We start from the raw sequence: 14,065 nt of genomic DNA on the forward strand, positions 1-14,065 counted from the left end.
GCGCATGAAGGCAGGAGCTGCCTCGTTGCTACTGGCGATCGCAGCCGTGGCCGGTTGCGCGACTGCGCCGCAAGCACGACTTTCGCCCGCGACCGAGCCAGCGCAGGCCGGGCTGGTCGACATCCGCTCGCTCGTGCCCGACATCGAGCTCGATATCCGTTACGCCGGCAGCAACAATTTCGTCGGCGCGCGCGTGGACGGTTACGAGGCGCCGAAATGCCGGCTGCTCGATCCCGCCGCGCAGGCACTGGCACAGGCCGAGCGATCGCTGCGCGAACAGGGCATGCGCCTGCGCGTGTTCGATTGCTATCGGCCCGCGCGCGCGGTGCGGCATTTCGTCGCCTGGGCGCACGATCTCGACGATCAGACGACCAAGTCGCGTCATTACCCGGATCTCGACAAGCGCGAGCTGCTCAACGGCTACATCTCGCCGCGTTCGGGTCACAGTCGCGGTGCGACCGTGGATCTGACGCTGCTCCAGTGCGATACCGCCGGAGCCGCTTGCCACGCGCTCGACATGGGCACCGATTTCGATTTCTTCGACGTGCGCGCCAACACCGATTCGCCGCTGGCGACGCCGGAACAGCGCGCCAATCGCGACCGCCTGCGCCAGGCGATGCAGCAGGCGGGATTCCGGAACTACCCGATGGAGTGGTGGCACTTCACTCTCGCGCCCGAGCCATCGCCGGGCGTCTACTTCGACGTGCCGGTGAAGTGAACCCGGCGCGTCACTCCGCGGCGACGCGGTCCAGCGCGAGCGCGGCGATCTTCTTCGCCATTTCGTAGGGTTCGGGTTCGTTGCGGTTGGTCAGTACGACCACGGTCAGGTGCTGCCGGGGATAACGCACGATCACGTTGCGGAAGCCGATGGTCTCGCCGGAATGCCACAGCGTTTCGCCGGTGATGCGCCAGCCGAACCCGTACTCGACGTCGTCTTCGTCGGTCTTCGTCGCGGGCATGAAGGCCTGCCGCAACGAATCCGCGCTGAGAAGGCGCTGGTCGTAGAGCGCGGCATCCCAGCGGGCGAGATCGTCGATCGACGAATAGATGCCGCCGTCGCCGAGCACGGCGCTGGTCGTGCTCTGGTCGGTGCGCTGCCACGTACCGTCCTCGAAACTGTATCCGTAGGCGCGATGCGTCACGCTCGAGATCCCGTCCTCGAACGCCACCGTATCGAGCATGCCCAGCGGCACGAAGATGCGTGTGCGCAGGAAGTCCGCATAGCGCTGGCCGGACGCGCGTTCGACGATCAGTGCGAGCAGCGCGTAACCGCTGTTGCTGTAGCGGTAGCCGTGGCCGGGCGCGAAGTAGGTCCGATCCTGCGCTTCGAGCAGGTGCAGCACATCGGCGTCGTGGACCTGGCGTGTATCGGTCGCATCCATGACGTCCTCATAGTCGATCAGCCCGGATGTGTGCGTGAGCAGTTGTCGGAGCGTGATCGCATCCGCCACGGCCGGCAGTGATGGCAGCCAGCGCCGGACCGGATCGTCCAGTGTAAGTTTCCCGTCCTGAGCGAGCAGCAGGATCGAAGCGGCAGTGAACTGCTTGCTCACCGACGCGAGACGGTAGTTCGTCGTCGGCGTCGCCGCGATGCCGGCTTCGAGATCGGCACGTCCGTAGCTGCGCCGGACCAGTGCTTCACCGTCGCGCAGCACCAGCACCGAAGCGCCCGGAACCTTGCCGTCGTAGGCGCGCATCAGCGCGTCGATATCGTGCTGCATTCGTGGGCCTCCACTCGCGCAACCGGCAAGCAGCAGGGCGGATCCGATGAGCCAGGCCGGGGTGCGCATCGGTGGATGGTAGCGGGCCGACTGCGCTGTGTATGCGGTGGCTACGAGTCTTCGCGACAGCTGTCGGCATCCCACCTCGCGGGGGACATGACGCCCGCGCCCCAGAAGCAGGAAAGCCCCGGAAGGCGAGCTCCCGAGGCTTTCAAGGCTGGATGAGTGGTGGAGCGGAGGAGGATCGAACTCCCGACCTTCGCATTGCGAACGCGACGCTCTCCCAGCTGAGCTACCGCCCCACGAAGGTACAAATTCTAGCGGGCGATCGCGCACGGCGCCAGCCCCGGGCGGAATGCGGCTTTTTCTTATTGGCTGGGGCGGGTTGATCGTCGTCAAGCGGTGCCTGGGCGGCGGGTCGGACAGTGGCGGCCTGTCCATGAGGAATCCCCGATGCACACGTCCGCCGCCACGCCCGGTCCGGTTGAATCCAACCGCGACGCCGAATCCCACGCCGCTCAGACACGGGATCCCGGGACCGCGGATGCCGGATCCGGCACGCCGGTGCTCGCCGAGCGGCCGGCGCCGTCCAACGATCCTGCCGAACCCGTCCAGCGCGCCCGGATGTCGCGGCGCCGCTACGAGCGCGAGAAGCGCCAATTGCAGATCGAACTGCTCAAGTTCCAGGCCTGGGTGAAGGAGACCGGCCAGCGCGTGGTGATCGTGTTCGAGGGGCGCGATGCGGCGGGCAAGGGCGGCACGATCAAGCGGTTCATGGAGCACCTGAACCCGCGTGGCGCACGCGTGGTCGCGCTGGAGAAGCCGACCGAGATCGAACGTTCGCAGTGGTATTTCCAGCGCTACGTCGAGCACCTGCCAGCGGCGGGCGAGATCGTGATGTTCGACCGCTCCTGGTACAACCGCGCCGGTGTGGAGCGGGTGATGGGGTTCTGCACGACCGACGAGTATCTGGAGTTCATGCACCAGTGCCCGAATTTCGAACGCATGCTCGTGCGCAGCGGCGTGCGACTGTTCAAGTTCTGGTTCTCGGTGAGTCGCGAGGAGCAGCGCCGCCGTTTCGCGGGTCGCAAGAAGGATCCGCTGAAGCAGTGGAAACTTTCGCCCGTCGATCTGGCATCGCTGGACAAGTGGAGCGAATACACGCGGGCCAAGGAAGCGATGTTCATCGCCACCGACACGCCCGATGCACCGTGGACGGTGATCCGTTCCGACGACAAGAAGCGGGCGCGGGTGAACGCAATGCGCGCGGTGCTCAACACGTTCCACTACACCGCACAGGATCGTGGGGTGGTGCGCGCGCCGGATCCGTTCATCGTCGGTCCGGCCTCGCGCGTTTACGAGGACGGCGAACGACTCTTGTTGCCGGAGGGCGAGGGTCGCCAGCGCCGGACGTTCGAGCCGGCCTGAGGATCAGCGCGGGTCGGTGAGCAGCGGCGCGAGGCCCGGTTCGAGTGCCTTGCGCCGCCAGCCGGCGAGCGCGTCGGGCCATTCGCCCTGATCCATCAAAGCTTCCAGCCAGCGGCGCGACGCGAGCACGCCGTCGGGCAGGCCCAGTTCCGCGCTGCGTGCGGCGACCACGTCCTGCAGCTTGCGCAGGCGCTGCTTGTCGCGGTTTTCGGCGACGGCGGTATCGGGCGCCTGCGCTTCGTCGTCGAGCGGCGTGTTGAGCGCGGTCCAGATCGCGTCGCCGAGCTTGCGCGGCGACTTCGGATGCGCATCGAGCGCTCGTTGCAGGCCGGCGCGGTCGATCGGCGGATTGCGCGCCAAGCCCACGGCCAGCTCGTTGTCGAGGATCCAGGTGCGCGGGCGATCGTTGTCGCGCGCGTAGGCATCGCGCCAGCGCAGCAGTCGAAGCAGGCGCAACTGCGCGTCGCGATCGAGGAACTGCGCGCTGCGCATCGACGCGTGCGGCCAGCGTTCGCCCGATTCGGTCTGCGCGTTGTGCACGGTGCGTGCGGCGTCCTCGGCCAGCCATTCGCGGCGGCCGAGCATGTCCAGGCGCTGGTCGAGCTGGTCGTGCAGTTCGAACAGGTGGCGCACGTCGTCCGCGGCGTATTCGAGCTGCGAGTCCGACAGCGGCCGGCGCAACCAGTCCGAGCGCGTTTCGCCCTTCGCCAGCACGATTCCGGTGAGTTGTTCCACCAGCTTCTGGTACCCGAGGCCACCGCCGACGCCCGCCAGCGCCGCGGCCAGCTGCGTGTCGAACAGCGGCTTGGGCACCACGTCGCAGGCATGGCGGAACGCCACCAGGTCCTCGCTGGGGCTGTGCATCACCTTGACGATGGATTCGTCGGCGAGGATCGGCGCCAGTGCTTCGGTGATCCCGCGCGCGGTGGGATCGATCAGCAGGATGTCCGGTTCGCCACCGTCGGTTTCCAGCGCGATCTGCACCAGCGCCAGTTGCGGCCAGTACGTGCGTTCGCGGATGAACTCCGTGTCCAGACCGATGCGTGCCGGTCGCGTGGCGAAGCGGGAGCGCAGTTCGGCGGGGTCGGTGATCCAGGCGACGGGCATATCGGACGGGCGAATGGACAGGCGGCGAGGTTGCCGGGGCGGGCGACAATAGCCTACTTTCGACGCTCCCGGGGGCGAGGCTCGTGAAGGCCGCCGGACCCATCAGGCCCACGTGAGGCGAGGAGGACGTTTGCGCGCACCGCTGTTGGCTGGCATCGCGGCGATGACGCTGGCGGTTGGGTGCTCTCGCGAGCCGGCCGCGCCCCCGGGCGATGCCGCCGTGCGCACGCCCATCGTCACCATCAGCGCCGACCAGGCGGTGTCGCCGGTGCCGCCGTGGCGCATGCCCGCGGTGCAGGTCACCGATGCCAACGTTAAGGATCTCAAGGCCAAGGCCGCGCAGGCGTTGAAGGAAGGGCGGCTGTTCGGCGGCAACGAGGACGCGGTCCCGCTGTATTTCGCGCTGCGCCGCTTCGATCCGGAAGATGCGGCCGCCAACCGCGGTTTCGACCGTTCGCGCGCGTTGCTGATCGACCGGGGCGATCAGGAACTCGCCACGCTCGACCGCGATCCGTTGTCGCTGCGCCGCGCGCACGAGATCGCGGCGGTGCTGCGCGCGATCGCGCCGGGCGATCTCGATGTCGTCGAATACCTCGCCCGTCTCGACCGCACCGACGAGGCGCAGGAAGCCAACCGCCTCGGCGAGGAAGCGCTTAACGCAGGGCGGCTGGGCGTGGACGGCGGGGCCGGCGAGGCGCTCACCCATTTCCAGGAAGCACTGAAGCTGCGGCCGCGCGACATGCGTGCGCGGCAGGGCGTGGCAGCGGTCGAAAGCGCGCTGATCCGGCGTGCGGAGATCGCCGCCGACCATGACGACTACGTAGGCGCGCAACGCGAGCTCGACGTCGCTGCCAAGGTGCGTCCGCCCGCGCCGAGCGTGGAGGATGCGCGGGCGCGCGTGGCGATGCAGCGGATCGTGCGGGTGAATGCATTGCGCGATGCGGGCGTCGCGTCGCTGCTGCGCGAGGACGGCATCGACGAGGCGCGCCGCCAGCTCGCGGTGTTGTTGCGGATCGCGCCGGCCGGCGACCGCTCCGCGGCGGAGCTGCGCGAACGCATCGACCTGGCCACGCATTACGGCCTGTTCCGTCCGGGTCAGGTGTTCACCGATGCGATGAAGGGCGGCGGTCGCGGACCGCAGCTGGTGGTCATTCCGCACGGCGCGTTCCGCATGGGCTCGGAAGAGAGCGAGGGCCAGGAATCGGAACGCCCCGCACGCAATATCCGTTTCGATCGCGGCCTGGCGATGTCGCGTACCGAGATCACCGTCGGTGAATTCCGCCGCTTCATGCAGGCGAGCCGTCATCGCGCGCGCGCTTCGCGGCGTGGCTATTCGACCGCTTACGACGAGCGCGGCGGCAACCTGGTGCGTGCCGGCGGCGTGGACTGGCAGTCCGACTACGCGGGCCAGCCGGCGCGCGACAACCTGCCGGTGATCCACATCAGCGCCAAGGACGCGATGGCGTATGCGGAATGGCTGTCGAACCAGACCGGCCAGCGTTACCGGCTCGCCAGCGAGGCGGAGTTCGAATACGCCCTGCGCGCGGGTGGACGCGGCCGATATCCGTGGGGCGACGGTGCACCGCCGGCGCGCGCGGGCAACTTCACCGGCGGCGCCGACGCCTCGCCGAGCGGCAGGCGCTGGCAGAACGCGTTCGCCGGCTATGGCGACGGCGCGTGGGGGCCGGCGCCGGTCGCCAGCTATCTGCCCAACGCGTTCGGCGTGCACGACCTCGCCGGAAACGTCAGCGAATGGGTCGCCGACTGCTGGCACGACACCTACCGCCGCGCCCCGCGCGACGGCGCGGCCTGGCTGAACCCCGGTTGCCGTTCACGAGTGGTGCGGGGCGGCTCCTGGGCGAGTTCGCCGGAGGAAACCCGTTCCGCATGGCGCCAGGGCAGCGACGTCAACAACACGAACGCGCGGGTAGGCTTCCGCGTGGTACGGGAGATCTGATCGCGACGATCTTTTCGCGTGGATCCCTGATCCCATTCCGGTGCGGCACGGCTACAGTGAAGCTTCCAACGGACGGAGCAGGAGAGCGCAGATGAGAGTCGACCCTTTCGGCGGTGCGCGACAGCAACAGGGACGCCCGCGCCGCGGTTTCGGCGGCATCCGCTGGTGGATACTCATCCTGTTCGCGGGCTACGCCGCGTGGTCGTGGTTCGGCAGTGCGAAGGTGGATCCGTACACCGGTGAGCAGGCCCACTACGGCACGAGCGCCGAAGAGGAAGTGCAGCTGGGCGCGCAGGCGTTCCAGCAGGTGCTTGGCGATGCCAACGCGCAGGGCGCGCTGCTGCCTGCCAACGCGCAGGCCTCGCAGGAAATCCGCCAGATCGCCCAGCGCCTGATCGAGCGCGTGCCGCAGGTGACGGCGGCGCTCGCGGCGCAGAACCAGCAGCAGGCGCCGACCGACCATCAGACGTTCCAGTGGGATGTCGCGGTGATCCAGTCCGACCAGGCCAATGCGTTCTGCCTGCCGGGCGGAAAGATGGCGGTGTACACCGGGTTGATTCCCATCGCGCAGACGCCCGACGCGATGGCGGTGGTGATGGGGCACGAGATCGCCCATGCACTGCTGCGCCACGGCAGCCAGCGCATGGCCCAGCAGAAGCTGGTGCAGATGGGGCAGATGGCCGCCGGCATGGCGGTGGGTGGAATGGACCCGCAGCAACAGCAGGCGGTGATGGCGGCGCTCGGCGCGGGCGCGCAATACGGCCTGATCCTGCCTTACGGCCGCAACCATGAAACCCAGGCCGACAAGGTGGGCCTGATGCTGGCCGCAGCGGCCTGCTACGACCCGAAAGCCGCGATCCCGTTGTGGGAGCGCATGTCGCAGCTGGGCGGTGGCGAGCGTCCGCCGGAATTCGCCTCGACCCATCCCGATCCCGCGAACCGCATCCAGGTCCTGCAGGGACTGATGCCGCAGGCGGAGCAGTACCGCGCCCAGTTCTGTGGCGCCGGCGCGGCGTCCACCGCAGCCAACTGACCTGAGCCGAGCCCAGAAACGACGATGCCGGGAAGCCCCGGCATCGTGTCGTTCCCGCGTATGTCCGGTCGGGCCGGTCAGCGCTTGGGTTCGTTCTTGGCCTTGTTGGGCGGCTGGTTGGCGCTCTGGCCGACGTTGCCGGACAGGTTGCGCTGGAACTCGTTCCACATCGCCAGGTTGCGCTCGGTGAGCTGGTTCATCAGCGCCCACGGTGTCTGCCCGAGGATGCCGCCCATCTGGTTGCGGAACTGCTGCTGCTGGTCCAGGAAGACCTGCATAGACCGCTCCAGGTAGCTGCCCATGAAGCCCTGCAGCGAATCGCCGTAGAAGCGGATGATCTGGCTGAGCAGCTGGGTCGACAGGACCGGTTCGCCGTCCTGTTCGTGCTCGGCGATGATCTGCAGCAGCACCTGGCGGGTCAGGTCATCGCCGGAGCGCGCATCGCGGACCTCGAACTCCTCGCCGTCGACGATGAGCTGGCGGACGTCCTCGATGGTGATGTAGCTCGAAATCTCGGTGTCGTAGAGCCGTCGGTTCGGATACTTCTTGATGACGCGCATCGAGGCCATTGAGCTTCGGCTCTAAATCGTGATGCCATGCAGCATGGCGCAGTGCCGCGGGCCTTGCAACTGTCCCAAACGGCATGCCGATCGGGCCGGTGGGGTGAATGGGGGCGGGGATGGATGGCGGGCAGACAGGCGGCGAACGGGCCTGATCACCAGCCCATGTGGTGGCCACCGTTGATGTCCAGGTTCGAACCGGTGATCCAGGCCGCTTCGTCCGCGACGAGAAACCCCACCGCATAGGCGATCTCGTCCGGCGTGCCGAGGCGACCGGTGGGAATCTCCGCGACGATCTTGGCGCGCACGTCTTCCGGAACCGCCATGACCATGTCGGTGGCGACGTAACCGGGCGATACCGTGTTGACGGTGATGCCGAAGCGCGCGTTCTCGCGCGCGAGCGAAATCGTGAAGCCGTGCATGCCGGCCTTCGCCGCCGCGTAGTTGGCCTGGCCGTACTGGCCCTTGAGGCCGTTGATCGAGCTGATCTGCACGATCCGTCCCCACTTGCGCTCGCGCATGCCCTCGATGACCGGGCGCGTCACGTTGAAGCAGGAGTTGAGGTTGGTGCCGATCACTTCGTTCCACTGCATCGGCGTCATGCGGTGGAAGGTGGAGTCGCGGGTGATGCCGGCGTTGTTGACCAGCACTTCGACCGGGCCGAGCTGGCGCTCGATGTCCTGCACCAGCGCCTGGGCCTGATCCGGGCACGACACGTCGCCCTTGGCGAGGGCCACCTCGAAGCCGCGCTCGCGCATCTGCGCCTGCCACGCGCGGGCGCGATCCTCGTCGCGGTAGTTGGTGGCCACGCGATGCCCCGTCGCCGCCAGACGCTGGACGATGGAGCTGCCGATACCGCCGGTACCGCCGGTCACCAGAGCCACGCGAGATTGCATCTTGATCCTCTCCTGAAGTGCGGGCGGCGCGCCGTGCGACCCGCCCGTCTGATTCTATTGCGCAATCCGGTCGCGCAATCTAGTCCGTCATCCTACGCAGCGCCGATGACACTTCCTGCAACAGCGGCGGGGCCGGAATGCGCGCGGGATCGAACGCGCGCGTGGCCCGGGCCAGCAGCTCGGCGAGGGTTTCGGCGTCCTCCAGAGCAGCCGGCGACTGGCCCAGCCGCGCCCAGGCCTCGTGCAACGCGGGCAGCGGGTCGCCGGGCTCGACCGGCATCGCGGCATCCGACTTGGACAGCTTGCGCCCGTCCGGACCGAGTATGAGCGGCAGGTGCGCATGCCGCGGCACCGGCAGGTCGAGCGCGCGCTGCAGCAGGATCTGCCGCGGAGTGGATTCCAGAAGGTCCGCGCCGCGCACCACGTCGGTGATGCCCTGCGCAGCGTCGTCCACCACCACCGCCAGCTGGTAGGCCCAGCAACCGTCGGCGCGCTTGAGCACGAAGTCGCCGACCTCGCGCGCGACGTCCTGTTCGACCGGGCCGCGCACGACGTCGTCGAAACGCACCACGCTGCCGTCGGCCACGCGCAGGCGCACGGCCGGATCGGGCCGCGTCTTGCCGGGAACGCAGGCGCGGTGCACGCCCGCCGCCGCCGCCAGGTCGGTACGGCTGCAATGGCATTCGAACGCATGACCATCGGCGAGCAGGCGATCGAGCGCGGCCTGGTACAGCGCCGAACGCCGGCTCTGCCAGACCACCTCCTCGTCGGACACCAGACCGAACGCGGCGAGCGTGTCGAGCTGGCGTCGCGCCGCGCCGGCGACTTCGCGTGGCGGGTCCAGGTCCTCGACCCGCACCAGCCAGCGACCGCCGGCATGGCGCGCGAGCAGCCAGCTGCCGAACGCCGCGAGCAGGGAACCGAAATGCAGGTCGCCGGTCGGCGACGGAGCGAAGCGTCCGCGATAACCGGACGACGGAGAAGGGGACGTCACAACGGACTCGTCGGGCAAAGGGCGTGCCGGGCGTTTCACTTGAATTCAACGGCAGCGTGCCACATTTTCGAGTTACGACGCGCATGGTGCGCGGAAGGTTTCCGTCATGTTCAAACGCATCGCCCTGTTCCTGGCCACCAACCTGGCCGTCCTGGCCCTGCTGAGCATCGTCATGGCCGTGCTCGGGGTCAGCCCGCAAAGCTCGGCCGGTCTGCTTGTCATGGCTACCGTGTTCGGTTTCGGTGGCTCGCTGATCTCGCTGATGACCTCCAAGTGGATCGCCAAGCGCTCGACCGGCGCCCACGTGATCGAGCAGCCGCGCAACGAATCCGAGCAGTGGCTCGTCAACACCGTGCGCCGCCAGGCCGAGGCCGCTGGCATCAAGATGCCGGAAGTCGCGATCTACGACGCGCCGGAGATCAACGCCTTCGCCACCGGCCCGAGCCGCAACAACTCGCTGGTCGCCGTGTCCACCGGCCTGCTGCGCGCCATGAATCGCGACGAGGCTGAAGCCGTGCTGGGCCACGAAGTCAGCCACGTCGCCAACGGCGACATGGTGACGATGGCGCTGATCCAGGGCGTGCTCAACACGTTCGTGATCGTGCTGGCCCGCGTGGTCGGTCGCGTGATCGACAGCTATCTCAGCGGCAACCGCGAAGGCGGTCCGGGCATCGGCTACTTCGTGATCGTGTTCGTGCTCGACATGATCTTCGGCCTGTTCGCCAGCATGATCGCGATGTGGTTCTCGCGCCATCGCGAGTTCCGCGCCGACGCGGGCGGTGCGCGCCTCGCTGGTCGCGACAAGATGATCGCCGCGCTGCAGCGCCTGTCGCAGACCTATGGCGAAAGCACGCTGCCCAAGACCGTGCAGGCCTTCGGCATCAGCGGTGCGGTCGGCCACGGCCTGCGTCGCCTGCTGATGAGCCATCCGCCGCTGGAAGAGCGCATCCAGACGCTGCGCAATGCGCCGGTCGAACAGGTGCGCGGTACCGTGGTGAGCTGATCGCCGCGCGCCACAAGGCAAAGAAAAAGCCCGCCGGAAGGCGGGCTTTTTTGTGCGCTTTGGTGAATCCTCAGAACTCGTATTCCATCCCCGGTCCCGGCGGCGCGAGGAAGTTGCCCTGCGCATAGTCGATGCCCGCGCCGAACAGGATGCTCATGCTGCCCGCGTCCTGCACGAATTCGGCGATGGTGGTCTTGCCGAGTTCGCGGGCCTTGTCGGCGATGTCGCGCACGCGCTGCTGGTGCTCGGCGTTGCCGGCGAGTTCCTGCATGAAGCTGCGGTCGATCTTGATCAGGTCGGCGTTGAAGTGGGTGAGCAGCTGGAACGAATTCAGACCCACGCCGAACTGCTCCAGCCCCACGCGGACGCCATGCGCCGCGATCTGCGTCTGGAACTCCTGCGCCGCGCGCAGGTGGGTGAACACCTTCGATTCGGGCAACTGCAGGACCAGCAGGCGGCCGTCGGCGCCGTGCTTGGCCAGTCGTTCCTGGATGAACTGCTGCAGCGTGTTGTCCTGCAGCGACGCCTGGGTGATCTTGACCAGCACCGTGGTCTGCCGGCCCGCGCGCAGGCGCTCGCCGATGACCGCGATGGCCTTGCCGACGACCCAGCGGTCGATTTCCCACAACAGGCCGTGCTCCTCGGCGATCTGCAGGAAGGCCAGCGGCGGCACCAGTTCGCCGTGCTCGCCCTGCAGGCGCAGGTAGGCCTCGTACATCTCGATCGGCTCGCCGTGCAGGCCGATGAGGGGCTGGTATTCCATGATGAAGCGGTCGGCGTCGAGCGCGTCGCGGATGCGCTGCACCCACGCCTCGATGCGTTCTTCCTCGGCGCGGTCGGCCGCGCCCGGATCGAACAGCTCGGTGCGGTTGCCGCCGACGCCGCTGGCCGACTGCAGGCACTGGCTGGCCTTGCCCAGCACCGCGGTGATGCTGGCGATCTTCTCGCCGATCAGCACGCCGCCGATGCTCACCGTTGTGCTCAGCGAGCGGTCCGCCGTTTCCAGCACGTGGTCGGCGAAGGCGGCGCGCAGTTTCTCCGCCAGGCCGGTGGTGTGGCGATGGTCGGCGTTGGGCGTGAGCACGGCGAACTGGTGTTCGCCGAAACGCGCGGCGACGTCGTTCGGGCCGAGTGCCGTGCGCAGGCGCTCGCCCATCGCGGCGACCAGCGTGTCCGCGGCGTCGAGGCCGATATCCTGCAGCAGGCGGTTGAAGTGGTCCGGCTCGATCAGCAGCAGGCCGTGGTGTGTGCCGTTCTGCGCGGACGCGGCGACGGAGTCTTCGAGCGAACGCAGGAACGTGGCGCGGTTGAGCAGGCCGGTGACCTGGTCGCGCTGGCGCAGCGCTTCGACTTCGCGCGCGAGTTCGGGGTCGACTTCCTGCCGGCGCAGGATCACCTGCAGGCAATTCTCGCCTTCGTAGGTGGCGGTGGTGAATTCCATCACCGCCGGGAACTGGCTGCCGTCGAGCGTGCGCGCCTCGGTTTCGTGGCGCGGCGGCGCCTCGCCCTTGGAAATCTGTTTGAGCAGCTGTTTGAAGCCTTCGACCTTCTGCGGTGCGATGAGGTCGAGCAGCGACATGCCCTCGATCTCGTCGAAAGACTCGAAGCCGAACACTTCCAGGTACGCGCCGTTGGCGCGGATGTGCATGCCTTCGTGGATGTAGGCGATGGGCTCGCGCGAGGAATCGATCAGCGCGTCGCAGCGACGTTCGGTCTCGCGGATCTGCGCTTCGAGGCGGCGCTGCGTGCGGCGCGCTTCCAGGTCGGCCCACTCGGCGCGGACGCGGGCGTTCACGTGCTCGGAATGGTTGCGCAGGATCACGCCGCGCGCGCCGAGCGTCACCACTTCGATCAGGCGACCGTCGTCCACGGTGTCGAGCAGCACCAGGACCGGCAGGTCCTTGCCGCTGGCGTCGACCGCCTGCATGACCTTGGTGATCGGCACGTTGCGCGCGTCGCGCGCGGCCAGCACAAGGTCCTGCGGCTGGCTCGCGATCAACGTGGCCAGTTCGCTTTCGTTTTCAGGACGCGACGGGCGCACCGCGATACCGCTGTTGCGCAAGCCGCTGACGATGGCCTCGGCCGCTTCGACGCTGTCGTCGACGATCAGCAGGCGCAGCGCCGTGTCTTTGCCGAATTGCATTGCATCACCTCCCCAGGCGCCTTGTTATGACATGAACAGGGTCTGTCAGTCCATGCACATGGACCGATCGGTGGGGGATATGACGACTTAACGACCGATCGGGCACGAACTTGAGACGAAAGTCGCGCACGGTCTGCGAACGCTATGCGTACGGAAGCGGGCGCTTGCCCGGATCGCCGGCGACTTCGCGCACCAGTCGGGGCACCAGATAGCCCGACAGGCGCGCGGCCAATGCGCGGTGCAGCGCGAGCGCGATCTCGTCGGGCACTTCGAAGTGCGCCGCCCCCTGCACGCGGTCGAGCTGGTGGAGGTAATAGGGCAGCACGCCAGCGGCGTGGCCGCGCTCGCTCAGGGCGGCCAGCGCATCGACCGAGTCGTTGACCCCGCGCAGCAGCACCGCCTGGTTGAGCAGCAGCGCGCCGGTCGCGCGCAACCGGGCAAGGGCGGCGTCGACCGTGGCGTCGAATTCGTTGGCGTGGTTGGCATGCAGGACCACGGTGACGGGCCAGGGCAGGGAGCCGAGCCAGTCGACGAGGGCGTCGTCGACGCGCTCGGGCAGGACCACCGGCAGGCGCGTGTGCACGCGCAGGCGCTTGAGATGCGGGATCGTCGCCAGTGCGTCGGTCAGTTCGGCCAGCTTGGGCGTGGCGAGCGACCAGGGGTCGCCGCCGGACAGGATCACCTCGTCGATGCCGGCATCGCCGCGGATGATTTCCACCGCCTCGCGCCAGCCCGAAGCCGCGGCGGTTTCCTCGGCGTAGGGGAAATGGCGGCGGAAGCAGTAGCGGCAGTGGATCGCGCAGCTGCCAGTGGAGACCAGCAGCGCCCGCCCGCGGTACTTGCGGATCACCCCGTGGCCGGCCTTGGCCGCGCCGTCGCCCACGGCATCCAGGCTGAAACCCGGCATAGGCTGCATTTCCGCATCCAGCGGCAGTACCTGGCGTAGCAGCGGATCGTGCGGGTCGCCGTGGCGCATCCGAGCGACGAAGCCGCGCGGCACCCGCAGCGGGAACTGCATCGCGGCGGCATCGGAGACCGCAAGACCCTCGGCCAGCGCGTCCAGGCCCAGCAGCGCCAGCAGCTCGCGCGGCTCGCGCATCGCCTCGCGCCACAGCTGCTGCCAGCGCGGCGCGGAGGGGGCGAGGGGCACGGGGGCGTGCTGGGGGGCGGGGGCAGCGGGTATCATGTCGGACCGGTTTTCCTTGCGCCACGGCCCAGCGGCC

At 68.3% G+C, this 14,065-nt stretch carries 12 protein-coding genes and 1 tRNA gene; 5 read left to right on the plus strand and 8 right to left on the minus strand.

Going from position 1 to position 14,065, the window contains the following annotated elements:
* Positions 1-4 precede the first annotated feature (4 nt).
* Entirely contained in the window at positions 5-718 is a 714-nt protein-coding gene (locus FOF45_RS17500; RefSeq protein WP_345476086.1) for a M15 family metallopeptidase, read from the plus strand.
* A gap of 10 nt (positions 719-728) precedes the next feature.
* Here FOF45_RS17500 and FOF45_RS17505 read toward each other — a convergent pair whose 3' ends face one another.
* Together FOF45_RS17505 and FOF45_RS17510 are read right to left on the minus strand one after the other, a co-directional pair.
* Positions 729-1,721, minus strand: coding sequence for a serine hydrolase domain-containing protein (locus FOF45_RS17505; RefSeq protein WP_425481965.1), 993 nt, complete (start codon positions 1,719-1,721; stop codon positions 729-731).
* Positions 1,722-1,947: 226 nt separating this feature from the next.
* Positions 1,948-2,023, minus strand: a tRNA-Ala gene (locus FOF45_RS17510).
* A 151-nt stretch (positions 2,024-2,174) separates the two neighbouring features.
* Here FOF45_RS17510 and ppk2 point away from each other — a divergent pair.
* On the plus strand, positions 2,175-3,149 hold the full coding sequence (ppk2, locus tag FOF45_RS17515) for a polyphosphate kinase 2 (protein ID WP_158987702.1): 975 nt from the start codon (positions 2,175-2,177) through the stop codon (positions 3,147-3,149).
* A 3-nt stretch (positions 3,150-3,152) separates the two neighbouring features.
* Here the strand turns inward: ppk2 and rnd are convergent, their stop codons facing one another.
* Positions 3,153-4,256 carry a ribonuclease D gene (gene rnd / locus FOF45_RS17520; RefSeq protein WP_158987704.1) on the minus strand — a complete coding sequence of 368 codons (1,104 nt, stop codon included), beginning with the start codon at positions 4,254-4,256 and terminating at the stop codon, positions 3,153-3,155.
* Positions 4,257-4,386: 130 nt separating this feature from the next.
* On the opposite strand from rnd, the gene FOF45_RS17525 reads away from it, so the two are divergent.
* On the plus strand, positions 4,387-6,213 hold the full coding sequence (locus FOF45_RS17525) for a formylglycine-generating enzyme family protein (protein WP_233264253.1): 1,827 nt from the start codon (positions 4,387-4,389) through the stop codon (positions 6,211-6,213).
* Positions 6,214-6,304: 91 nt separating this feature from the next.
* Positions 6,305-7,246 (plus strand): M48 family metallopeptidase, encoded by a 942-nt coding sequence (locus tag FOF45_RS17530; protein WP_158987706.1) that lies wholly within the window; start codon positions 6,305-6,307, stop codon positions 7,244-7,246.
* Positions 7,247-7,323: 77 nt separating this feature from the next.
* On the opposite strand, the gene phaR is transcribed toward FOF45_RS17530, so the two are convergent.
* The 3 genes from phaR to gluQRS all read right to left on the minus strand — a co-directional run bounded on the left by phaR (position 7,324) and on the right by gluQRS (position 9,696).
* Positions 7,324-7,815 (minus strand): polyhydroxyalkanoate synthesis repressor PhaR, encoded by a 492-nt coding sequence (phaR, locus tag FOF45_RS17535; RefSeq protein ID WP_158987708.1) that lies wholly within the window; start codon positions 7,813-7,815, stop codon positions 7,324-7,326.
* A gap of 146 nt (positions 7,816-7,961) precedes the next feature.
* Positions 7,962-8,702, minus strand: a complete 741-nt coding sequence (phbB, locus tag FOF45_RS17540) for an acetoacetyl-CoA reductase (RefSeq protein WP_158987710.1) — start codon at positions 8,700-8,702, stop codon at positions 7,962-7,964.
* A gap of 79 nt (positions 8,703-8,781) precedes the next feature.
* Positions 8,782-9,696: a tRNA glutamyl-Q(34) synthetase GluQRS gene (gluQRS, locus tag FOF45_RS17545; RefSeq protein WP_158987712.1), complete on the minus strand. Its 915-nt coding sequence runs from the start codon at positions 9,694-9,696 to the stop codon at positions 8,782-8,784.
* A 106-nt stretch (positions 9,697-9,802) separates the two neighbouring features.
* Between gluQRS and htpX the strand changes: the two genes are divergently transcribed.
* Positions 9,803-10,699: a protease HtpX gene (gene htpX, locus FOF45_RS17550; protein ID WP_158987714.1), complete on the plus strand. Its 897-nt coding sequence runs from the start codon at positions 9,803-9,805 to the stop codon at positions 10,697-10,699.
* A 70-nt stretch (positions 10,700-10,769) separates the two neighbouring features.
* Here the strand turns inward: htpX and FOF45_RS17555 are convergent, their stop codons facing one another.
* Together FOF45_RS17555 and epmB are read right to left on the minus strand one after the other, a co-directional pair.
* The gene (locus tag FOF45_RS17555) at positions 10,770-12,842 is read right to left on the minus strand and encodes an EAL domain-containing response regulator (RefSeq protein ID WP_158987716.1); all 2,073 of its coding nucleotides are present in this window, start codon (positions 12,840-12,842) and stop codon (positions 10,770-10,772) included.
* A 142-nt stretch (positions 12,843-12,984) separates the two neighbouring features.
* Positions 12,985-14,028, minus strand: a complete 1,044-nt coding sequence (gene epmB, locus FOF45_RS17560) for an EF-P beta-lysylation protein EpmB (protein WP_158987718.1) — start codon at positions 14,026-14,028, stop codon at positions 12,985-12,987.
* Positions 14,029-14,065 lie beyond the last annotated feature (37 nt).

Source organism: Lysobacter panacisoli (assembly GCF_009765165.1).
GTDB classification, from domain to species: Bacteria; Pseudomonadota; Gammaproteobacteria; order Xanthomonadales; family Xanthomonadaceae; genus Lysobacter_J; species Lysobacter_J panacisoli.

Bases quoted from the DNA above. Each gene is read 5' to 3' on its own strand.
- FOF45_RS17500 (WP_345476086.1), top strand. From the start codon at position 5: ATGAAGGCAGGAGCTGCCTCGTTGCTACTGGCGATCGCAGCCGTGGCC.
- FOF45_RS17505 (WP_425481965.1), bottom strand. From the start codon at position 1,721: ATGCAGCACGATATCGACGCGCTGATGCGCGCCTACGACGGCAAGGTT.
- ppk2 (WP_158987702.1), top strand. From the start codon at position 2,175: ATGCACACGTCCGCCGCCACGCCCGGTCCGGTTGAATCCAACCGCGAC.
- rnd (WP_158987704.1), bottom strand. From the start codon at position 4,256: ATGCCCGTCGCCTGGATCACCGACCCCGCCGAACTGCGCTCCCGCTTC.
- FOF45_RS17530 (WP_158987706.1), top strand. From the start codon at position 6,305: ATGAGAGTCGACCCTTTCGGCGGTGCGCGACAGCAACAGGGACGCCCG.
- phaR (WP_158987708.1), bottom strand. From the start codon at position 7,815: ATGGCCTCGATGCGCGTCATCAAGAAGTATCCGAACCGACGGCTCTAC.
- phbB (WP_158987710.1), bottom strand. From the start codon at position 8,702: ATGCAATCTCGCGTGGCTCTGGTGACCGGCGGTACCGGCGGTATCGGC.
- htpX (WP_158987714.1), top strand. From the start codon at position 9,803: ATGTTCAAACGCATCGCCCTGTTCCTGGCCACCAACCTGGCCGTCCTG.
- FOF45_RS17555 (WP_158987716.1), bottom strand. From the start codon at position 12,842: ATGCAATTCGGCAAAGACACGGCGCTGCGCCTGCTGATCGTCGACGAC.
- epmB (WP_158987718.1), bottom strand. From the start codon at position 14,028: ATGATACCCGCTGCCCCCGCCCCCCAGCACGCCCCCGTGCCCCTCGCC.